Here is a 22879-nt window from a genome sequence, read left to right on the forward strand (position 1 = left end):
ATTCATGCACCATAAACTATTCTACTTGTTCCTATTATTTTCTGTTCATTATGGTATTGCACAAGATTCTAGAAGCGTTGCAAGAAAAATGGTGGATATAATGTTAGGGATGGTTGTTGAAGATGGTCAAGGACCAACTGTTCAGGCTCGTAATTTTTTTCACACTTCAGTAGCTATGTATGACGCTTGGGCTGCATATGATCCTAATCAGGAAACTTATTTTTTGGGTAAGAATTATCATGGATTTGAGCTTGCTTTTGACCCTGATTTTAAAAAGGTGTCAAAAAACATTGATAGTCTTAGAGAAATTGCAATTTACCACGCTGCTTATGGAGTGTTATTTGGACGTTATAATCAATATGGAAGTAAAGGAAGAACTATTGATTATCTGCACGATCAATTGGATAGTTTAGGTTATAGAATACATAAAGGAAAAGACGATTATCAAAGTGGCTCTCCTGAAGCACTTGGAAATTATATAGCTAATTATATTATTGAATTAGGTGCAAATGATAACTCCAGAGAAGATGATCGTCATGAATCTGAAGATTATTTTGGTGTTAATAAAAACCTGAGACCAGAGCTGCCTGGTGCAAAAGGATTAAACGATCCCAATCGCTGGCAGCCTATAGATATTAAATACTATATTGATTCTAAAGGGTATGATAAAACTTTAAAGGAATGGAATTACTTACTTATTGATGGAAATACCCAGTTTTTAACTTCTTATTGGGGAGAGGTTTTACCTTTTGCATTACCTCCTTCAGAAAACAACCTGCATTTTGATCCGGGAGCGCCACCATTATTTGATTTAAATGATTCTATAAGTACCGAAGAATATCGATGGGGATTCCAATTAGTACAGAACATGTCTGGTTATTTAGATCCAAAAAATCCTGAAATTTGGGATACTTCTCCAAAAGGTATAACAAGTATAGAGGAACATTTACCTACTACCTTTGAAGAATATCAGAACTATTATTCTTCTATTAAAAACAACAAACGAGGTAAAGTTGAAAAAAATCCATTTACAAAAAAGAAATATCCCAAAAACCTGGTTAAGCAAGGGGATTATTGTAGAGTAATTGCAGAATTCTGGGTGGATGGACCAAATACAGCATCTCCTCCAGGGCATTGGTTGCAATTTCTAAATAAGGTTTCTTATAACCCTGATTTTAATAGAAAATGGAATGGAAAAGGTGAAATATTATCACAATTAGAATGGGATATCAAAAGTTATTTTTTAATGACAGGAGCGTTGCATGATGCAGGTATTGCTTGTTGGAGTGTAAAATCACATTATGATTATATTCGTCCTATTTCTGCAATTCGATATCTTGGTGGATTAGGACAATCCTCAAATCCAGAGTTACCAAACTATCATCCACAAGGATTAAAACTACAAAAAGGAAGTGTTGCTTTGGTAAAAAAAGACGACCCTCTTGTTGGAAAAGATGATGAACACCTCAATAAAATAAAAATATACTCTTGGAAAGGCCCTGATGCTGTTAATGATCCTTATAACGATACCGCAGGTACGGGATGGGTTTTGGCAGAAAACTGGTGGCCTTACCAACGATATACTTTTGCGACGCCACCGTTTGCAGGATATACATCTGGACATTCGACTTTTTCAACTACAGGAGCAATTCTTTTGGATTACATGACTGGATCTCCTTATTTCCCAAATGGATTAGAAGTATTTACTGCTAAAAAAAATGAGTTTCTTCTTTTTGAAGATGGCCCTTCAGAAGAAATCACATTACAATGGGCTACTTTTTATGACGCAGCTATAGAAACTTGCTTGTCTCGTGTATGGGGCGGTATTCATCCTCCTGCAGATGATATTGAAGGTAGAAGAATGGGGAAGAAGGTTGCACAAAATACTATAGAGTTTGCCAAACAGTTTTTTAATAAATGAAACCAGTAAAAGTTATATTATATATTGTTGTAGTATTCATTTTTCAGGAAATGGTATTTCGATATTTCTTTCCAACTAGAGAGATTCAGAACTTTGACCGGATCAATTTCATGAAGTTATATTTTGATGGTGCTGGTTCTTCACATTCTAGAGATCAAACATGGGAGTGGAGATCTTTTCCGGATACTTCAGCCTCTTTTGAACATAAAATGAATCTATATGGTTTTAGAGATAATGAATGGTACATAGAAAAGCCAAAAAATAAAAAACGAGTTCTTTTTATAGGAGATAGTTTTGTAGAAGGAGTAATGGCGCAACAAGATGAAACTATTCCAAGAGCTTTTGAAAAAGCCAGTAACAATACTTATCAATCGCTAAATGGTGGGTTATTAGGATGCGGACTGGATTCTTACTTGCAGCTAGCTGCAGATATGATCCCCGTATACCAACCAGATGTAGCTTTTTTATGTATTTATGCTAATGATTTAGGTAAAAAACCACCTAAAATACCTGAATTTTTTCTAGAACCAGAGTATTTTAATCCTTACGTTCCTAGATTGGTCGAAATTATTAACCAATCAAAAAAGTATGGTCCACTACGTTTTCGATGGATTAAAAATAAACAACCTTATTTGCCTGCTGTACCAAATGAAACAAATCCCTGGTCACGACTTGAGGATAGTCTGAAATATGATGTTACTCCAGAACTTGCAGATCATATGAAAGCCTCTACTTTTAATTCTTTTCTTGGTAATGCTCTTTTTAAAGAAGAAAAATTTTTAAAATCTTCTCCCGCTTTGGGCGAAACGGTAGGGTTTTTCAAATATATCTGTAATCAATATAATGTTAAACCGGTAGTCGTTTATATTCCAAGTAGAAATCAGGTAACAGATTATTACTTACAATTTGAAAAACAATATTGTCTTAATGAATGCGCTGATATTAGGAGCCTTACAACACCAGATTATCAACAACATCAACAATTTCTAAAAAATCAATGTGATTATTTACAAGTACCGTTTATTGATCTAACCACTACAGTAAAAACCGAAGAAATAAAAGGAGAACATCTGTATTGGAATTACGATCAACATATGAGGGCCAAAGGATATCGATTAGTAGGGGAAACAATCTGGAACCAATGGAGAGATAAATAAACAGCTATTGGTTTTTAAATAAATTCATTAGTTTTTGCTTATCCCTAATGGCGGGAGAAAATTCTGGAGCAATTTTAATACAGTAATTAAAATCACTTAAAGCTGCTTTGTGGTTCCCAGAAATATGATGTAAAACACCTCTGTTATAGTATATTAAATGATTGTTTTGATCTAGCTTTAGAGCGATCTCAAAACTTTGAAGTGCTTCTTTAAAACGAGCAAGATTCATTAAAATAAGGCCACTATTAATATGAGCATCGACTTGGTTGGCATCTATTTTTATGACCTTTTCAAAATCATTAAGTGCCATTTCAAACTTTCCTTTTCCTATATATACATTACCTCGTTTTAAATACGCTTCTAGTAGTGCAGGTTGCAATTCTATTGCTCGAGTAAAATCCATTATTGCTTTATCTGGATCATTTAAATTTGTGAGAATTTTTCCTCGAGTTAATAAAGATTTTGGTAAATCAAAATGTAAGAAGATTAATTGATTCACATTTTGTAAAGCTTTATCGAAGAGACCTATTTGTTGATAAACCATAGTAAGATTATAATATCCTCCTGGTTTTTTTGGAGCGATTTCAATAGATTTTTTAAAATCTTTGATTGCTAAATCATATTGTTTATTTCGGTAATACAAAATACCTCTATTAGCATGTGCAGAATAGAATTTTGAAAACATTTGTATTGATGTTGAATAATCTTGAATAGCTAGACTATTCTTTCCCATAGTTTCATATACAAACCCTCTATTATAATATAAAATGTAGCTATTTGATTTCAAGTTAATGGCTTTATCAGCATAGACTAATGCCTCTTTATAATCTTTTTGAGAAATTTTGTGATTGGTAATATTCATGTAAGCCAAAAAATCATTTGGATATAATTCTATCACTCTAGACCAAAGATTTTCTGTGTTCTTAAATGTTTTAGAATACTGAAATGTGATAACTCCTAGAAAAATAAGATAGACTGATAGTAATAGATAGATACTTTTTTTCAGGTTGGTCTTTTTTTCAATCAAATGAACAATTCCTTTTCCTAACAAGAAAAATAGTCCAAAATATGGTAAATATGTATAACGATCGGCTGTAACTGCAGACCCAAAAGGTAATACCTGAATTACCGGAATTAGAGTGATAAAGAAAAAAGAAATCCCAAAGAATAAAAAACGATAAACTCTTACTTTTATAATGGTATATATAAAAAGAGCTAATATGGGTATAGCTGAAGCATAAAAATACCAAGGCATAGGTGCTCCTAATTCATTTGGATATGGGTGATATGGACTTAAATGAAAAGGTAAAATTGCTTTGATAAGATAGGTTAAGTATCCATAAAAGCCTACTGAAAGAGAATCTATAGCTGAAATAAACTTACGATCTTCCATTGCACCTCCAGTTACTTGATTGTCAATGGATATATATACAAACCAAATACTTAATAGAAAAAAAGGAAGCTTCTCAAGAAGTATAACTTTTATATGCTCTCTTCTTTTTAAATAATCAAATAAAAATAAAACTAATGGTAAAATGACCGCAGTACCTTTAGATAACAAGGACAATACATATAAAAGCAAACAACCTATATAATAATACCATTTAGGATATTTCGATTCTTTTTCTGTATAAAAATGATACACTATTAGAGAGAGCAAAAAGAAAATAGTATACAAAAGGTCTTTTCTTGCTGATATCCAACTTACAGCTTCTATATGCATTGGATGTATCCCAAATAATACGGAAGCTATAAATGCAATTTCAAAGCGCTTTGTTAATAATAAAACCAAATAGAAAACTAACGCTACTGAACATAGGTGATAAATGATATTAAATAAATGAAATATTAAGGGATCAAGTTCAGATATAGCATAATCAAACGACCAAGAAAGTAAAACTAACGGCGAATAGGTACTTACTACTTCTTTTGTTGAAAAAATTGAAACAATCCCATCTATAGAAAAATCTTTGATTAATTCATTTTGTGTAACATACGCTGGATCATCCCAATTTAGGAAATCATTACTAAGATTCGGACTCACAAATGCAAAAGTCACTATTAGAGAAATAACCAACCAAAAAAATGGTTTTCTAAACATGCTTAAGTATTAATGATTCAAAAATACGGTTCTTTTTAAAAAATCGTATTCTTATGATTGAATACTTTTAATGAGTATTACTATAATAACTAAATTAAAATTTATAAAATTATTATATTTTTTTTAACGTCTTATAACCTGCAAAGTGGGGAATAAGAAGTCAATTAAGTGTATATTTGCGCCCCCTAATCTTCATTTAAAGCGAACGGAATAGAATATGGCAAAATCACTTAAGGAAGAAGATGTTGTGCATGAATATGAGCTGAATACAGGTAAAGTGTTTTTTTATAAGGATTACCTGATTATTGAAGTGGCAGAAGGCGTTTGTTTTAATCATGAAAAAGCAAAGGAACTTTCTAAACTTACAAATCTTCATTTTAAAGATCGGCCTTTTGGATATATATCGAATAGAATAAATTCATATTCTGTAGAACCGACCGATTATATCAAAATAAAAGAAGTGTTCCCCAACATTAAAGCTTTTGCTATAGTTACTTATAATGACTTTCAAAAAACAAGTGTCAGGATAGAAAATATGTTTTTTCAAGGTGATATCGTTTCTTTTGATAACCTAGAAAATGCTGTTGACTGGGTAAAAGAACAGATATAAATAATAGATTTTTACTATTAAACTTTAGTATCTAAATAATCGCCTAAATTACCTAATTTATTATCCCAGAATTGCTCATAAAATTGTAACCACTGATTAATTTCTTTTAAAGGTTTTGCGTCAGCGTAGCAAAAACGTTCTCTTCCTTTGGTTTCTATTTGTATTAAGCCAGCTTCTTCTAATGTCTTGAGATGTTTAGTAACTCCTTGACGACTAATATCAAATTGATTAGAAATTAAAGTAATTGGTAGAGCGGTAGAAGCAATCACTAAGGCGTGAAAAATCTCACGCCTTGTAGGATCCGCAATTGCTTTTAAAATTTTAGTGATTTTATCCTGCATGAACTTCTTTGATTAAATATTCTGATAATTGAGAGATACAATTCTGCCATCCACCATTAAAACTATTAAACATATTTACTGCCGTTTCTCCTGGGTAGTTTGAGATTCCCGAATGTTCTAAATAAAGCTTGGTACCTTCATTAGTTTGTTGTAATTCCCATTTAACAGTAGTTTCAGTATCTGTATTTGCAACGACCCAGGTATAAATTAAGGTGTAGGGGTTTGCTTTTTTAACTATACCAGTGATTTCTGTGCAGTTTTCTTCTTCACTGGCAGTAAAGGTATATTTATAACCTTCTTCTGCCTTAAAATCTGCTTTAATAAACCAGGAAGATATCTCTTCTGCTTTAGAAATAGCATTCCATACTTTGTCAATTGAATGATTAAATAAGTGTTCTTTAGTTATTACATCTTGCATGATTTTTGATTTTATAAATTAATACGCAACTATATGGTTGCAAATATATGTATTTTTTTATTAACGCAACTATTTAGTTGTGTATTGTTGGTTTTTATTCTTTTTTAAATTAAGGTTAGGGTAGAGGATTGTCAGATTATTGTTATAAATTATGCATTAAAATTAGAAGTATGATTTTTATTGAAAAAATAAACTGTAGACCTCTGTTTTACTTTTTAAGTGTCACATTATTAATATCTTGTCAACCTAATAGTGAAGGTAAAGAATTTGATGAGAATTTTGTGCATTCAGTATATGTGTGGCTTAAAGAACCAAATAATCCAAAGGATAGAGCAATGTTTGAAAAATCATTAGATAAGCTTTTTAAAACCTCAAAATATACCAAAACAAATTTTTTGGGTATACCAGCGAATACGCAACGTAGTGTAGTGGATAATTCTTATACCTATGCTATTATTGTAACATTTTCTTCAAAAGAAGAGCAGGATTTATATCAAACAGAGGAGGCACATTTACTATTTATAGAGGAGGCTTCTTCATTATGGAATAAAGTCCAGATATATGATACAGTGACCAATGATTTTTAAATTATGCTAAGAATTTCTTATTCGTGCATAATATATCTTTAAAAATTAGTACTTTTCTAGAAAGAAATTTTGACAATGGAGAGTATTATTAATTATTTTGAAACGATCCCTTCTTCTCACAGAAGCCTCATTTTGGTTGGAGGAATCACTTTTTTTTGGCTATTAGAGTATGCAGCGCCACTATTCAAGTTTAATTATAAAAAATTCAAACATGCGTGGCCTAATATATTTTTTACTTTAACTACTATTGTAATCAATTTTTTTCTGGCCTTTATTTTACTTAAAACTAGTGATTGGACTGTTGCTAATAATTTTGGGGTGTTACAATGGTTGGATCTTCCATTATGGGCTACAATACTATTAGGTGTAGCTTTATTAGATTTAATAGGTGCTTGGTTAGCGCATTATGTACAACATGTTGTAAAACCACTATGGATGTTTCATTTAATACACCATACAGATAATCATGTAGATACAACCACTGCAAACAGACATCATCCTGGAGAAAGTATAATTCGTTTTATATTTACTACGATAGGAGTTTTTGTGGTTGGTGCTCCTGTAGGTATCATAATGCTTTATCAGTCATTATCTGTAGTGTTATCTCAGTTTAACCATGCAAATATTTCTTTACCAAAAAAATTAGATGACATTATAAGCTTAGTTATTGTTTCTCCTGATATGCATAAAGTACATCATCATTATGTATTGCCATATACAGATACAAATTATGGAAACATCTTCTCAATATGGGATAGGATATTTGGTACTTTTGCAAAAATGCGTAATGACGATTTGATCTACGGCGTAGATACATATCCCGATGTAGACTCTAATGCCAAAGTAGGTAAACTTTTAAAATTACCATTTAATGGTTATAGAGCTCCTGTAGGGGCAAAGTTTGATGCAGAAAAACCTGAGAAAAGTAAGATCTAAATTCTTATTTCTCTTTCTGTTTTTCAAGAGCGAGTTTTACTGCCTCATATGCATTTACCACTTTTCCGGTTTTAGAAAGTTTTGAAAACGGTATTTTTTCGTCACCTCCAGGAATAGTAACATCTATAGTATAGGAAACACCTGATTCAAGAATAATCTCTTTTATTTCTTCTGGGGTTAATTCTGGAAAATTAGATAATAATAGCGCAGCTATACCAGTTACAACCGGAGCAGCCATACTGGTTCCGCTACGGGTACCATATTCATTTCCAGGTAAAGTTGAAAAGATATCTACTCCAGGAGCAAAAATATCTACTGATTTTTTACCATAATTAGAAAAATCAGCAGCTAATCGTTCATCTGCATAGGCAGAGCTTGCACCTACTTCTATCCAATTAGAGACAACAGTTCCATCTTCCATTAATGCAGATGGATAATTGTAATATAAATCGGTATTCATATTATCATTTCCCGCTCCGTGAATTAATAAAACTCCTTTTTTCTGAGCATAACGTACGGCTTCATCTACTATTTGCTTATTTGGAGAGTAACTTTTTCCAAAACTCATATTAATGATCTTTGCTCCGTTATCTACTGCATATCGTATACCATTAGCAACATCTTTATCGGTTTCATCTCCCATAGGTGTATTACGAATTGGCATGATAATCACTTTATTTGCAATGCCTTCTATTCCAGTAGTATTATCACGAATTGCAGCAATAATTCCAGAAACATGAGTACCATGTTCTGAACGTTTAGTTACATCTGGATTGCCGTAGTATTTTTCAGTAAGGTCAGTGTATTTATCTCCGATTAGCTTTCTTCCATTAAAATCTAGACTATAATTATGATTTAATCTCATTTCAGTCTCTTCCTTATTTCCTTTTGTATCTTGATAATGTTTGATTAATTTTTCTGGTGTTAATCCTTCATTTCTATTCAAAATATTTAAGAAAGTAATTTTAAGTTTTTGATGACCTTGATCCGTAGGATTAAAACTCATAAGCTCATCGGCAGAAAAAACTTCCTTCTTCATAGCTTTTTGAAGAGGAGGTACCAGTTGGTTAAAAAAAGCATATTCTTCTTCAATAGAACTTAATCTTTTATATAGTTTTTCATACGCATCCTCATATTCTTTTTTTAGACTCAGGTAATATTGATAGTCCTTTTTTTCTTCTGGAGAAATACTAAATTTATCCTTATTTTGAAATTTGTTCTTATATGATCTATATAACCTGGTTAATTCCAGGGTTTCAGCAATAAGGCTTTCTCCTTTGGTGTTACCAATAAAATTCCAACCATTAAGATCATCGATATAACCATTACCATCATCATCTTTACCGTTATTTGCTTTCTCTTTACTATTGGTCCATATGATAGCTTTTAAATCTTCATGTTCAATATCAACTCCGGAGTCCAATACCGCTACAATAACAGGTTGAGCCGTTTTATCTTTAGATTTGAGTAGTTCATTTGCTTGTTTTAAACTTACTCCAACTACATTTTGTTTTTGCTTATCTAATAAATGCCAGTCTTGAGGAATTTCTTGTGAAACAATTAGAAAAGAATGTAGGAATAACAGGGTGCTAAAAAGCACAGATTTTGGGGGCTTAATAAAATTCATTAAAATATTGTTTAAGTAATCTGCTTTAAAAATAAGATTATTTGTCAGATAACCTATAATAATGATGAAAATCTTTGATAATTAAATGCTTATGCTTGTTAATTATAATAGCTAGAATCCTATTAAAAACACAAACTTTTGCTAAAATGAACTACCAGATAATTATTTAAAGTTATTTTGAAAGGCAATGGATAAAACGTGAATTATGAGTAAACGATTTAAGCTTTTATTTTTTTCAATCTTTTTTATGATGATCGAGATTGGATATTCTCAATACAAGAAAAGTGATTGGAAAGAAAGAGATGAATGGATGAATGTACCCGAAATATTTAAACTTGCAGATATTAAACCAGGTATAAATGTTGCGGATATTGGATGTCACGAAGGATATCTAACTGTTCATTTGGCAAAAGAAGTTGGAAATTCGGGCAAAGTGTATGCCGTTGACGTAAGAGAAGATAGAATCAATAAGCTAGATGAATATTTAAAAGATCATAAACTCTTAAATGTTAAAACGATATTAGGGGATTATGATAATCCTAAATTACCAGAAAAATTACTGGATGCGGTGATAATTATGGATACCTATCATGAAATGAGTGATTATATGATTATTCTAGCTCACGTTAAACGATCACTTAAACCCAATGGCAAAATCATAATTATAGAAAAGTTTAAAGAGCATATGGCAAACAAATCCAGAGAAGCACAAGTAGATGCTCATACATTAGCTCTTAAATATGTAAAAGCAGAATTACAAGAAGCAGGTTATATGATAACTGATGAAATAAAGGATTTTGGTAGATGGAAGAATGAACCTGAAAAAAGAATTTGGGTGTTAGTAGCAAGTTTGTAAAAAACATAGTTTAGATAAGAGAATAACAATTATGTAAAGTCTTGATTTAATAATAAGAGATCTTTAATTTTTTCAAAAAATGATCAATATCAACTTATGCAATAAAACAGTATTACTCACAGGAGCTTCTAACGGCATAGGAAAGAGTGTTGCTGAATTTTTGATGAAGATGGGAGCAAGAGTGGCTGTACATTATAATACAAATCAAAGCTCGGCAGATTCTTTGGTTGAATCCTACCCAATAACAGGTTCAAAAACTTTTAAAGCAGATTTATCAAAAGAAGAAGAAGTAATTTCTCTTTTTGAAAATGTAAAAAAAGAATTTGGAAAGATTGATGTAATTATTTTGAATGCAGGAATTTTTCTTCCACACTCTGTTCAGGAAAACAGAAAAGATTGGTATTCTGTTTGGAAAAAAACAATAGATATTAATCTACACGCAGTAGGATTACTTACAAAACTAGGGATAGATCATTTTTTGAGCACCGGAGAAGGAAGATTTATATATATAGGAAGTAGAGCTGTCTTTAGAGGAGAAACCCAGGAATATCTAGCCTATGCTGCTTCAAAAGGAGGAATTGTTTCTTTGGCAAGAAGTGTCGCACGTTCTTTTGGAAAGGATAACATTAAATCTTTCATAGTATCACCAGGATTTACTAGAACTCAAATGGCAGAAAGTTTTATAGAAAAGTATGGAGAAGAAAGAATACAAAATGAACTTGCTTTGAATGACCTAACAAAACCAGAAGATTTAGCGCCTTTGATAGCCTTAATGTGTAGTGGAGGTATGGATCACGCCACAGGAGCTACTATAGATGTTAATGCAGGAAGCCATATTAGATAAACTACTGTATTTTTTTTATAAAACTTGTGAGAGTTTCTATATTAAGTTCTCCTGTATGAGAAGAAACAAGATTTCCTTCTGCATTATAAAAATAAGTGGTAGGTATCGAATAGACACCATAATCCGATAGCTTCTTAAGGCTTCTTATAAATTCAAAACTATATGAGTTTTTATTTGAAAAAGAAGTGATTTTTTCTATACTTTCATCAGAGATCATTACGAATTGTACATCGGTATCATGTATTTGTTTTACTTTTTCAAAACAAGGAAGTTCCTTTACACAAGGAGGACACCAAGTCCCCCAATAGTTAATTACTAAAGGTTTACCTATGTAGTTATCTAACGAAATAGAATTTTGATTTAAATCCTGAACAACCACTTCGCTAAAAGAAATATCAGGTGCTATTTGATATCTGTTGTATAAAAAACCTGCTAAAAGGATTATAATAAGAAAGAGTACTATTAGAATACGCTTTAAAATATTACCTTTTTTTGCCATTTTTAAGATGTTATCAAATTTGTTAAATTGTGTTTATATATATTCCCAATAGGAATAGAATGCCCAGAAACCTGTAATCGATTACCCTCTATAACCTGAATTTTAGTAACAGCAACGATATATGATTTATGTACTCTTATAAATTGATTTATAGGCAATGTACTTTCAAAATTCTTTAGACGTTCTAATGTGGTTATTATTTCATTATCGAGATGAATTTTTAGATAACTACCATAACTTTCTATAAATAGGATTGCATCTAATCGTATTTGATGTGTTTTTTTATCTCCTTTTACAAAAATGGTTTCTTTTTCTTTTTGATTAGAAGATGGATCGATCGTTACTTTTTTTGAAGGCTTTTCAGAAGCTTCCATCATTTTTTTCTGACGTTGTGCTTTATTAACAGCTTTTATGAACCTTTCGATACTAAAAGGTTTTAATAAGTAATCAATAATGTCCAACTCATATCCTTCTAAAGCAAACTCTTGATATGCAGAAGTAATAATAACCATTGGAGGATCTTTAAGCGTTCTTAAAAAATCTAACCCTTTAAGTTTTGGCATATTAATATCTAGAAAAATAAGATCAACTTTATGATCATTCAGATACCCTATGGCGTCTAGAGCAGAGTGAAACGTTTTTGTAATAGATAAAAAAGAAAGAGTTTCACTATAATTTTTAATAACCTTATGTGCTAAAGGTTCGTCATCTATAATTAAGCAGGTCATCATAATACTAATTTTAAAGTCACAGTATGTATATTGCCAGTATCTTTGATTACCAGCTCATTAAGGTTGGGGTAGAGTAAAGATAATCTTCTTTTTACATTCTCAAGGCCTAAACCTGGTGTGCTATTTATTTCGGATGGATCATAATTATTTCTTACTCTAAGAAACAATTCTTTTTCAGACACTTTAAGATCTATATCAAGAAAAATATCCTGTTCCATTTTTTCTACTCCGTGTTTAAAGGCATTTTCTATAAATACTATTAAAATCATTGGCGCAATGTATACTGTAGGGTTCAAAATTTCTTTGTTAAAAGATATTTCACCACGTTTATAATGTCTTATTTCTTGTAGAGCAATATAGTTTTCTATGTAGGTAACCTCTTTACCAATTGAAACTTTAGCTTCTTTACAGTCATAAATGGTATATCGAAGCATTTCGGATAGTTTAAGAATTACTTTTGGAGTTTCTTGAGACTGCTCTAAAGAAAGTGCATATAGATTATTTAAGGTATTAAAAAAGAAATGAGGTTTTATCTGATTTTTTAATAATGATAATTCATATTGTAAACGATCATTTTCAATTTGTTTAATTCTGGTCAGTTGTATAAACCATCGATACGATAAGTGAATCAAAGTTGATATCGAAATAATAAATATTAAAGCCAAAATACCATCCTTCGGCATCATTTTCTTAGAGGGTTGATCAAACCAATGCTCATCTGTCCAAGGTTCAAAATGACTAACCAAATATCCCCATATAATGATAATACATATGATAATTAAAAAATAAGGAACATATTTTTTTTTGGCCAAAAACTTTGGTATAAGCCAATATATATTGATATACACTGGAGGAATCATAATAATTATAACTCCCGTAAGAGCTTGTAAAAAGTAATAGGCAAACGATAAACTATTATTATCTATATGGATTAAATATTTAGCAATTGATACTATTAAAACAATTGTAAAAATTATCACTACATGCAGACCAACTTTTTTTATGTTTAAACTCAATTCTTTTCTTTTTATAGATGCCAAATTAATAAAAGCGATTTAATAACTATATTCATTTTAATGAACATTGTCTTTTTATCAATAAACTGATTATTATGATAAACGAAATAAGTTTATATAATAACTAAAACATCTTAAAGCATACTTCTTCTAGTTCGTTAAAAAAAATAGTGTAGAAACATCTGTCTTTCTTCATTTGTACTAAACATTAATAATTATCCAAGGATCAATAATTATTGAATAATTGTAAATAAGCATAATTATAAATGAATTCTTTTTTAACGTATAACTAATAACAAGCAAATGAAAAATCAAGAAGAAAGAAATCTAGTAGAAAAAATAATGCATTTTCCTATTACCAAAATAGTGATAGGAATAATTACATGCATTTTAACTACGTATTTGGTAAAAGCTTTTATCACAACACCTTTGCTTAGCCTGTTAATACCTTCTGAAACGATTGTTAAAACAATTGTGGCACTAATAGGAACTATTGTAATGACTGCAACATATTACTATTTGTTCAAATATTATGAAAAAAGACAAATAACTGAATTATCATTCAAACATGCTTTCAAAGAACTATTTGGGGGTTTTGGTTTTGGAATTTTAGTCATAGGAGCAGAGTTTTTGATACTCTATTTTTTAGGCAATTATGAAATAACAGGATATGATAAAAATTTCACCCTTTTTTCTGCTTCACTCGCTTTTCTTATAGGAGCGGCTATGTTAGAAGAAATTATATTTAGAGGTGTTTTATACAGAATTTTAGAAAATTGGAAAGGTACTGTTATTGCCGTACTTATTTCTGGGGTTATATTTCAAATTCCTCATTTTATGAATCCTAATGAATCTATTATTGGAGCAATAGCAGGAATGTTATTTGGGATGCTTATGGGGATTATGTATACATATACCAGGCGATTATGGCTGCCTTTTTCTTTTCATCTTGGGTGGAATCTGGCGCAACCTATTTTTGGAAGTAATCTAACCGGTTTAGATCAGTTTGGAGTTTTCTTTAATGCCGAGTTTCAAGGCTCTACATTATTGACAGGAAGTGCGATGGGAATAGAAGATTCTTTATTGACCTTAGGTTCACTTGTTATTCTTCTTATTCTATTTTATAAAGCGTCATTACGTAAAAAACATGTCATTCCGCGATTGGTAAAATCAAAGAAGGTTTAAATAGAAGAACAAAATTTTGAGGCATTTGGACGGTTATTCTCTAACTCTGGATGCCTCAAAAGTTTTAAAAAATATTCCTTTGTAAGCTCTAATGTAACAGAGATCCAGATTATCAGTATCGATCCATACTTTAACCGTATAGCTTTTTCCACTATCAGCATTATATATAGTTCCGCCAGATAAACATCCACTTTCATCATAACTTAAATTATTAAGAATATCAATTCCTAATAATTGGCGACTTCTTAATTCTTTATCCGGGTTTTTATTATCCAAACCGTTAAGATTAGATATTGGATCTTCAGCTCGTTTATTGATTTTTCCATAAAATACACCAGCATTTTCATAGATTTCTATTATGGATCCTCCTTTAATACGCCATTTCCCTATATATGTTTCAGGAGATACAGAAGATACAGAAGATACAGAAAGAAAAGAAATAAATAGTAACAGGCTGATTCTCATATGTAAAAGTTTACAAGTAGTTTGCGTTAAGGAATTGAAGATAAGGATAAAAGTTTAATTCATTAGAATTCACGTATACCAGGTCGAATGTTTAATGAAGAATCTTTCGATTTATTTTAGGACATTATATATGCAACTTTATGCTATTCCCGTATAATTATTAGGTGATTGAAATCACTATGAATTTTTCATTGATTTTATTCCTACCTTTAAAGATAACAAACTGTAACACAATGATTACTAACTCAATTTAACGGGGATTATAATCCTTAATTTAATTAACAACTTACTCTTAAAACCATGAAAAAAACTAAAATCCTGGTGCTACTAGTGATACTCACTTTTAGCACTCAACTTCTAGCACAAAAAAATGATAAAGAACGAGCTAATGATTATCTAAATCTTAAAGGAGAGGTGATCTTTAGTTTTAAAGTTGATGATAGATCACAACTTAATACAATTACTAAAGAATTGGCTATTGTTCACTATGATGAAATTACTAAAATGGTAAAAGTGATGGCAAATAAAAACCAGTTTTCTTCATTTTTACAAAAGAATATTGATTTCAAAGCCTTACCAGAGGATAATATCGTTGGAGAGAGATTAATGACTAGTGATTTGACCGTTAAGGCGGCAACTTTTCCACTTACTGCATATCCTACCTATGCGGATTATGTAAGTATTATGAATGACTTTGCTACAAATAACCCTTCAATATGTAAAGTAGAAAATATCGGAGCTACAACAGAAGGAGATAAATCTTTGTTATTTGTAAAATTATCAGACAATGTAAATAGTAATGAGCAAGAACCTAGAGTAATGTATACTTCATCTATGCACGGAGATGAAATTGCAGGGTATCCGATGATGTTGGACCTAATCGATTTTTTATTAAATGCATATAATAATACAAGTGATCCAAGACATGCAGAAATCAAAGAACTATTAGATAATAATGAAGTTTGGATCAATCCTCTTGCTAATCCTGATGGGACTTTTAGAAATAGTCCAAACAATACTTCAGTAGCCAATGCAACAAGAGGTAATGCCAATAATGTTGATTTAAATAGAAATTATCCAGATCCAGATGATGGACCCAATCCAGATGGAAATGCATATCAAACCGAAACTTTAGCTTTTATGTCTTTTGCCGATTCTAAACATTTTGTGTTATCAGCTAATTTTCATGGAGGTATTGAACTGATAAACTATCCTTGGGATACTTATGCAGGTGCTCATCCTGATCAAGATTATTTTATTCATTTATCAGAAGAATATAGAGATCATTGCCAGGCAGATAGCCCTAGTGGGTATTTTGATGATCTTAACAATGGAATTACAAATGGATATGCCTGGTACGAAGTACAAGGTGGAAGACAGGATTATCAAATCTATAATCATAAAGGAAGAGAGGTAACCGTAGAATTATCTAATGCAAAAACTCCAGCTTCTAATCAATTAGTTAACTTCTGGAATTATAATCGGGATGCCCTGATTGATTTTTTAAAACAAGTAAATTATGGATTTAGAGGAGTGGTGACCAACGCAGTTACCAATCAACCAATTGAAGCTAAAGTGACTATTATAGGAAAAGAGAGCTATGAATCCTGGGTGCCAACAGAATTACCAGAAGGAGACTATTACAGACCTATCAAAGCAGGTACTTATGACATTTTGTTTGAAGCAGAGTGTTACGAATCAGTAACCTTAACAGGAGTTTCTATTGCTGATTATACTGCGGTAGTACGTGATGTACAGCTTACTCCGATAGGAGGAGTAGCCCCAACAGGATTAACTGCATCTAACGTTCAGGCAACAACTGCAACATTAAGTTGGAGTGCAAACGCAGGAGCAACATATGATGTAAGATATCGAATAATTGGAACTACGAATTGGACAACAGTACCATCTACATCTAATAGTTTAAATATTGCAGGATTAACAGTAGAAACAACATACGAAGCTCAAGTACGAAGTAATTGTTCTGGAGGATCTAGTTCTCCATATAGTAATTCGATTAGTTTTACTACAACCACTACTCCTGCCTGTGCAGGAATTAACAGTTTTCCTTATACAGAAAGTTTTGAATCTGGTTTAGGAGTTTGGACAAATGCAACAGGTGACGATATTGACTGGACTCGGGATTCTGGTGGAACACCATCAACAGGAACCGGTCCTTCATCAGGGCAAGACGGAACTTTTTATATGTATACCGAAGCATCTTCAAGTTCTAACGGAAATCCTAATAAAATAGCACTTCTTAACAGCCCTTGCATTGATCTTAGTTCATTGTCAGGAGCATCACTTGAGTTTGTATACCATATGCTAGGAACTAATATGGGAACCCTGGAAGTAATGGTAAGTACCAATAACGGTGTTACATATTCCTCTATTTGGTCAAGAAATGGAAATTTGGGAGATACCTGGAATCAAGGAAGTGTTGATCTCACGGGATATGCAGGATCTGTAATCAAACTACAATTTAAAGGCACAACAGGATCAAGTTGGAGAAGTGATATGGCTTTTGATAACATTAAAATTATCACTTCTACTCCAGATAATGATCCTCCAACAGTGCCTACTAATTTATCTGCTCCTAATATTACTGCCACAACTGTTGATTTATCCTGGACAGCATCAACAGATAATGTAGGAGTCACGGGTTATGAGATTTATCAAGGAACTAGTTTGGTTAATACAGTAACTAGTACCAATGCAACTGTAGCTGGCTTAACACCTAATACTGCTTATTCTTTTACTGTTATAGCAAAAGATGCTGCAGGAAACAGTTCTGCATCTAGTAATGTAGTAAATGCTACGACTTTAGAAACTTCTATTACTTATTGTGATTCTAAAGGAAATGATGTGAATTATGAATATATAGATTATGTAGAGCTTGGCGGAATTGCTAATACAACTGGAGCTAATGCTGGATATGGAGATTTCACTAATTTGATAGGAAACGTACCTTACGGTTCTAATACAATAACACTCAGCGTAGGATTTGTGAGTACAAGTTATACCGAGTTTTGGAGTGTTTGGATAGATTATAACCAAAATGGAACCTTTGAAGTTGCAGAGAAAGTAGTGGCAGAATCTACTAATAGTGATGTTAATCAATCTTATAACTTTACGGTACCAACAACCGCGTTATCTGGTAATACCAGAATGAGGGTATCCATGAAATATAATGCAACTTCAACTCCTTGTGAAACTTTTACCTATGGAGAAGTAGAAGATTACACGGTAAATATTGGAACTGGTTCATTAATAAAGAATCATAGTGTTACGGATAGTAATGTTTTTGAAAACCTTTGGATTTATCCTAATCCAGTAGAAAAAGGTACTTTATTTATTAAAGGAATTAATGGTGAAAATTCATCATTTACAATTATAAATTATTTAGGACAAACAATGTTTAAAGGTGATGCTTCAAAAAATAGTATTGATGTTTCTTCTTTATCCAATGGGATGTATTTTTTGCAAATAAAAAGTGATCAAGAACAAATTACTATGAGATTTATAATAGGTAAGTAATGTGTTTTTTATAAAAGAAACTATATAACGAGTCGTAATTTTTTTACGGCTCGTTTATTTTTAGATCTTAAAAAAAGGAGTACTATAAAATGTAAAAAACCTATATTTTAACAAAAAATAATGTTTTATTAAAACATGTTAATTGATATATCAATTATATTTGTATCAAACAAAATTACATGAATATAAAACCATCTTCAAAAGTTATTTTTTACAGTATTGAACGAGCCATAAAAGAATATAGGAAATTTGCTCAAAAAAGTATTTCGGCAAAAATTAATGACATAACTGTTGATCAAGGTCTTGTATTATCATTCTTGAATAATTATCCAGAATTATCGCAAAAAGAAATAGCAAAAATGATGTTTAGAGATAATGCCTCAATGACTAGAATGATCGATCTAATGGTTAAAAAAGGGTATTTAGAAAGATCTATGAATGATAAAGATAGAAGAAGGCATACTATAGAAATAACAGATAACGGAAAGCAAATATTAGAGGAACTACCACCAGTAATTTCTTCTAATAGAAAAATTGCTTTAAAAGGAATAACTAACGAAGAAATAGAACAATTAGAAAAAACACTTGGTAAAATCATTTCTAATTGTACTCAATAAATAATTCATCAATCTTTAATCATCAATCAAAAAACAAAACAGTATTATGAAAAAAACAGCCTTAGTAAAAACCGTTTTAGTATTAACTTGCTTTTTATTCTCAGTTTCAAGTTTTGCTCAATCCAATAATGATATTGTCAAAAAAGTACAAAACCTACTGGTCGAAAACTATATTTTTTTAGATAAAGCAGAAGAGACTAATAAACATTTAGACAAATTAATGAAGCAAGATTATTTTGATAATATGTCTGCTTCTGATTTTGCAGAAACACTTACAAAAGAACTTAGAAAAATTACCAAAGACAAACATCTTAGGGTTTCATCATCTAGTCCAAAGAAAAAGGAAAAGAAATCAGATAAATCTTTTACAGAAGATTTATCCAGATATAGAGCACCAATGTTAAGAGGATTTCAGTTAATGGAATCTAATATAGGTTATATAGATCTTGCTTTTTTTGGAGGAGCTGATATTCACAGATCAAAAATAGATATGGTCATGAAAGAAATGGAAAAAGCAGATGCCATTATTATTGATATGAGAAGAAATGGAGGAGGTAGCCCGCATACAGTTAATTATTTATCCAGTTATTTTTTTAATGAAAAGATATTACTGAATACAATTTATTCACGAGCAGATAATCATTCTGAAGAGATGTGGGTGGTAGATGTAGATGGAGTAAAAAGACCTGAAGTACCAGTATATATTCTTACCAGTTCATATACTTTTTCTGGTGCAGAAGATTTTTCTTATACCATGCAAAGCAGAAAAAGAGCTGTAGTGATTGGTGAAATCACTGGAGGAGGAGCACATCCTACCAGGTTTTACCCGTTAGAAAAAGGATTTGGAATCGGGATACCATTTGCTCGTACAGTAAATACTGTTACTAAAACTAATTGGGAAGGAACAGGTGTGCAACCGGATATAAAAAGAAAAGCCGATGATGCGCTGGAAGAAGCAAAAATATTAGCAAAAAAAACCTCTCAAGATTATAAAAAATCATTATTTGATCCACTAAAGAATGCATTAACTTCGGTTAAAGAAGAAAAGAATATCCATAAGCAATTAAACCTTTTAGTACAATCAAAAATACTCAATGAAGGAGAGATTAATATTTTAGGATATTCATATCTTCAACGTAATGAAGTTGGTGTTGCATTAGCTATTTTTAAATCAAATACGCTATTGTTTCCGGATTCGGCAAATGTATTTGATAGTTATGCAGAAGGTCTTGCAAAAAACAAACAAGATGAATTGGCTTTATTAAATTATAAAAAAGCGGTAGATGTTGCTACTAAACATAAGGATAGACAACTTGAAATTTTTAAAAACAATCTAAAAGCATTTAAAGAGAAAAAATAATCAGAAAGCGAATGGCCATGTAAGAAGAAAGCCAAACCGATTTTTTTGGTTTGGCTTTTTTTATATGAAACGGAGAGGTTACTTATCCTATATGAATAGGTGTTAATTGATTTACTTCTTTCTCGGTATATAAGCGAGATTTAATAACAAACCTTATTCCCATAGGTATTTCTAAAGAAAAGCTAGATCCTCTGCCTTCAACCACATCAACTGTAAGTTGTGTATGTTTCCAGTATTCGAACTGATCTGCGGACATATAAAAATCACATCCGTGAACATTTCCTAACCAGACATCGGTTTCATTGATCATTAATTCTCCTTTAGGAAAACACATAGGAGAAGAACCATCACAGCATCCTCCACTTTGATGAAACATCAATTCTCCATGAGTAGAACGTAATGTATCAATTACTGCTTTTGCAGCTTCTGTAATCGTGACTCGCAGTATCATAACACTAAATTTTAAAAGAATCCAAGTGCTTTTTTATCATACGATATAAGCATATTTTTTGTTTGACGATAATGACTAAGCATCATCTTGTGATTTTCACGACCAATACCTGATTTTTTGTAGCCTCCAAAAGGAGCATGAGCAGGATATGCATGATAACAGTTCACCCAAACACGACCAGCTTGTACTGCTCTTGAAATTTGATATGCCTGATGCGTATCACGGGTCCATACACCTGCACCCAAACCATATAAAGTATCGTTAGCAATTTCTATAGCTTCTGCTTCATCTTTAAAAGTTGTAACACAAGCAACGGGCCCAAAGATTTCTTCCTGAAAAACCCGCATTTTATTATTTCCTTTTAATAAGGTAGGAGTAACGTAATATCCACCTTCAAGACCTTCTACATAAGCTGGTTTTCCTCCAGTAAGCACTTGACATCCTTCATCTTTTCCAATATTAATATAGTTAAGGATTTTTTCATATTGATCATTAGATGCTTGAGCTCCCATCATAGTTTCAGGATCTAAAGGATGCCCTAATTTGATTGCTTCAGTGCGTTCTATAACACGCTTTATAAATTTGTCATAAATACTTTCTTGAATCAAAATTCGTGATGGACAAGTACATACTTCGCCTTGATTAAGAGCAAACATAACCGCTCCTTCTATACATTTATCAAAGTAATCATCATCTGCCTCCATAATACTTTCAAAAAAGATATTAGGTGATTTTCCGCCAAGTTCCAGAGTTACCGGGATAATATTTTTTGAAGCATATTGCATAATCAGTTGTCCGGTAGTTGTTTCACCGGTAAATGCTACTTTATTAATTCTGGGATGTGAAGCCAAAGGTTTTCCTGCTTCAATACCAAAACCATTAACAATGTTTAAAACTCCTGGAGGAAGAACGCCTTCGATTAATTCCATCAGAATCATAATACCTACAGGTGTTTGTTCTGCGGGTTTTAGAACAACACAATTTCCTGCAGCGAGGGCAGGTGCAATTTTCCAGGTAGCCATTAATAAAGGAAAATTCCAAGGTATAATTTGTCCTACTACACCAAGTGGTTCTGGGATATTAATGCATATAGTATTTGAATCTAGTTCGCTTGCAGAACCTTCTTCGGCTCTGATAACACCAGCAAAATACCTGAAATGATCAATAGCTAAAGGAAGATCTGCAGCCAAGGTTTCACGGATCGCTTTTCCGTTATCCCAGGTTTCGGATCGAGCCAATACTTCCAGGTTTTCTTCTATAATATTGGCAATCTTGAGTAAGCAATTACTTCGATACGTAGCAGAAGAATTGTTCCATTGAGGAGCAGCTTTCCAGGCAGCATCAATAGCAAGTTCAATATCTTCGCTCGTAGAACGGGCGACTTTAGTAAAACTGGTTCCGTCAACTGGAGAAACGTTGTCAAAATATTGACCTTTTACAGGAACGGTCCATTTTCCACCAATATAATTATCATATTGGTCTTTGAAGCTAGGTCTTTTTTCCTTGCCTTTTGGGGTGGGTTGAGCAATACTCATAGTAATAAAGAATTAAAGGTTATAAGAATAGAAATTCTAGTGTTTTGTCAAAAAAAGATAACTTATTGACAATAAAGGACGTACC

At 31.7% G+C, this 22879-nt stretch carries 21 protein-coding genes; 11 read left to right on the forward strand and 10 right to left on the reverse strand.

The genetic code is table 11. From position 1 onward, the window contains the following. Positions 1–4 precede the first annotated feature (4 nt). Both U0D62_RS09570 and U0D62_RS09575 read left to right on the forward strand, forming a co-directional pair. Entirely contained in the window at positions 5–1921 is a 1917-nt protein-coding gene (locus tag U0D62_RS09570; protein WP_322287049.1) for a vanadium-dependent haloperoxidase, read from the forward strand. Next, positions 1918–3078: a hypothetical protein gene (locus U0D62_RS09575; protein ID WP_322287050.1), complete on the forward strand. Its 1161-nt coding sequence runs from the start codon at positions 1918–1920 to the stop codon at positions 3076–3078. The genes U0D62_RS09570 and U0D62_RS09575 overlap by 4 nt, the downstream gene beginning before the upstream one ends. A 4-nt stretch (positions 3079–3082) precedes the next feature. Here the strand turns inward: U0D62_RS09575 and U0D62_RS09580 are convergent, their stop codons facing one another. Continuing rightward, on the reverse strand, positions 3083–5179 hold the full coding sequence (locus tag U0D62_RS09580) for a tetratricopeptide repeat protein (protein WP_322287051.1): 2097 nt from the start codon (positions 5177–5179) through the stop codon (positions 3083–3085). A 217-nt stretch (positions 5180–5396) separates the two neighbouring features. Here U0D62_RS09580 and U0D62_RS09585 point away from each other — a divergent pair, with 217 nt between their 5' ends. After that, positions 5397–5789 (forward strand): hypothetical protein, encoded by a 393-nt coding sequence (locus U0D62_RS09585; protein WP_322287052.1) that lies wholly within the window; start codon positions 5397–5399, stop codon positions 5787–5789. 17 nt (positions 5790–5806) lie between these two features. On the opposite strand, the gene U0D62_RS09590 is transcribed toward U0D62_RS09585, so the two are convergent. Then, positions 5807–6130: an ArsR/SmtB family transcription factor gene (locus U0D62_RS09590; protein ID WP_322287053.1), complete on the reverse strand. Its 324-nt coding sequence runs from the start codon at positions 6128–6130 to the stop codon at positions 5807–5809. Continuing rightward, positions 6120–6548, reverse strand: coding sequence for an SRPBCC family protein (locus U0D62_RS09595; RefSeq protein ID WP_322287054.1), 429 nt, complete (start codon positions 6546–6548; stop codon positions 6120–6122). The genes U0D62_RS09590 and U0D62_RS09595 overlap by 11 nt, the downstream gene beginning before the upstream one ends. Positions 6549–6718: 170 nt before the next feature. Between U0D62_RS09595 and U0D62_RS09600 the strand changes: the two genes are divergently transcribed. Together U0D62_RS09600 and U0D62_RS09605 are read left to right on the forward strand one after the other, a co-directional pair. After that, the gene (locus U0D62_RS09600) at positions 6719–7135 is read left to right on the forward strand and encodes a Dabb family protein (protein WP_322287055.1); all 417 of its coding nucleotides are present in this window, start codon (positions 6719–6721) and stop codon (positions 7133–7135) included. Positions 7136–7210: 75 nt separating this feature from the next. Further along, entirely contained in the window at positions 7211–8071 is an 861-nt protein-coding gene (locus U0D62_RS09605; protein WP_322287056.1) for a sterol desaturase family protein, read from the forward strand. 4 nt (positions 8072–8075) lie between these two features. On the opposite strand, the gene U0D62_RS09610 is transcribed toward U0D62_RS09605, so the two are convergent. Continuing rightward, positions 8076–9698, reverse strand: coding sequence for a S8 family peptidase (locus tag U0D62_RS09610; RefSeq protein ID WP_322287057.1), 1623 nt, complete (start codon positions 9696–9698; stop codon positions 8076–8078). Between the two features lie 205 nt (positions 9699–9903). Between U0D62_RS09610 and U0D62_RS09615 the strand changes: the two genes are divergently transcribed. After that, positions 9904–10554, forward strand: a complete 651-nt coding sequence (locus U0D62_RS09615) for a class I SAM-dependent methyltransferase (protein ID WP_322287058.1) — start codon at positions 9904–9906, stop codon at positions 10552–10554. Positions 10555–10633: 79 nt separating this feature from the next. Further along, complete coding sequence (locus tag U0D62_RS09620; RefSeq protein WP_322287059.1) at positions 10634–11398, forward strand: SDR family NAD(P)-dependent oxidoreductase; 765 nt, start codon at positions 10634–10636, stop codon at positions 11396–11398. A 1-nt stretch (position 11399) separates the two neighbouring features. Here U0D62_RS09620 and U0D62_RS09625 read toward each other — a convergent pair whose 3' ends face one another. Genes U0D62_RS09625 through U0D62_RS09635 form a run of 3 tightly spaced genes read right to left on the reverse strand, consistent with a single transcriptional unit; the run spans position 11400 to position 13644 of the window. Beyond that, complete coding sequence (locus U0D62_RS09625) at positions 11400–11897, reverse strand: TlpA family protein disulfide reductase (protein WP_322287060.1); 498 nt, start codon at positions 11895–11897, stop codon at positions 11400–11402. Positions 11898–11899: 2 nt separating this feature from the next. Continuing rightward, positions 11900–12628 (reverse strand): LytR/AlgR family response regulator transcription factor, encoded by a 729-nt coding sequence (locus U0D62_RS09630; RefSeq protein ID WP_322287061.1) that lies wholly within the window; start codon positions 12626–12628, stop codon positions 11900–11902. Then, a complete protein-coding gene (locus U0D62_RS09635) occupies positions 12625–13644 on the reverse strand; it encodes a sensor histidine kinase (protein WP_322287062.1) in 1020 nt (339 codons plus the stop codon). Before U0D62_RS09635 ends, U0D62_RS09630 begins: the two co-directional genes overlap by 4 nt. Positions 13645–13947: 303 nt before the next feature. Here U0D62_RS09635 and U0D62_RS09640 point away from each other — a divergent pair, with 303 nt between their 5' ends. Beyond that, positions 13948–14829 carry a CPBP family intramembrane glutamic endopeptidase gene (locus U0D62_RS09640; protein ID WP_322287063.1) on the forward strand — a complete coding sequence of 294 codons (882 nt, stop codon included), beginning with the start codon at positions 13948–13950 and terminating at the stop codon, positions 14827–14829. Positions 14830–14862: 33 nt separating this feature from the next. Here U0D62_RS09640 and U0D62_RS09645 read toward each other — a convergent pair whose 3' ends face one another. Continuing rightward, entirely contained in the window at positions 14863–15294 is a 432-nt protein-coding gene (locus tag U0D62_RS09645; RefSeq protein WP_322287064.1) for a DUF2147 domain-containing protein, read from the reverse strand. Positions 15295–15594: 300 nt separating this feature from the next. Between U0D62_RS09645 and U0D62_RS09650 the strand changes: the two genes are divergently transcribed. From U0D62_RS09650 to U0D62_RS09660, 3 genes are all read left to right on the forward strand, one after another. Further along, positions 15595–18831, forward strand: a complete 3237-nt coding sequence (locus U0D62_RS09650; RefSeq protein ID WP_322287065.1) for a M14 family zinc carboxypeptidase — start codon at positions 15595–15597, stop codon at positions 18829–18831. Between the two features lie 179 nt (positions 18832–19010). Next, the gene (locus U0D62_RS09655; protein WP_322287066.1) at positions 19011–19448 is read left to right on the forward strand and encodes a MarR family winged helix-turn-helix transcriptional regulator; all 438 of its coding nucleotides are present in this window, start codon (positions 19011–19013) and stop codon (positions 19446–19448) included. 46 nt (positions 19449–19494) lie between these two features. Beyond that, the gene (locus U0D62_RS09660; protein WP_322287067.1) at positions 19495–20808 is read left to right on the forward strand and encodes a S41 family peptidase; all 1314 of its coding nucleotides are present in this window, start codon (positions 19495–19497) and stop codon (positions 20806–20808) included. Positions 20809–20890: 82 nt separating this feature from the next. On the opposite strand, the gene U0D62_RS09665 is transcribed toward U0D62_RS09660, so the two are convergent. Both U0D62_RS09665 and U0D62_RS09670 read right to left on the reverse strand, forming a co-directional pair. Further along, positions 20891–21259, reverse strand: a complete 369-nt coding sequence (locus tag U0D62_RS09665) for a DUF779 domain-containing protein (RefSeq protein ID WP_322287068.1) — start codon at positions 21257–21259, stop codon at positions 20891–20893. Between the two features lie 11 nt (positions 21260–21270). Continuing rightward, positions 21271–22794 (reverse strand): aldehyde dehydrogenase family protein, encoded by a 1524-nt coding sequence (locus U0D62_RS09670; protein ID WP_322287069.1) that lies wholly within the window; start codon positions 22792–22794, stop codon positions 21271–21273. Between the last annotated feature and the right edge of the window lie 85 nt (positions 22795–22879).

The organism is Aquimarina callyspongiae (assembly GCF_034322225.1).
In the GTDB taxonomy this organism is placed as follows: Bacteria; Bacteroidota; Bacteroidia; order Flavobacteriales; family Flavobacteriaceae; genus Aquimarina.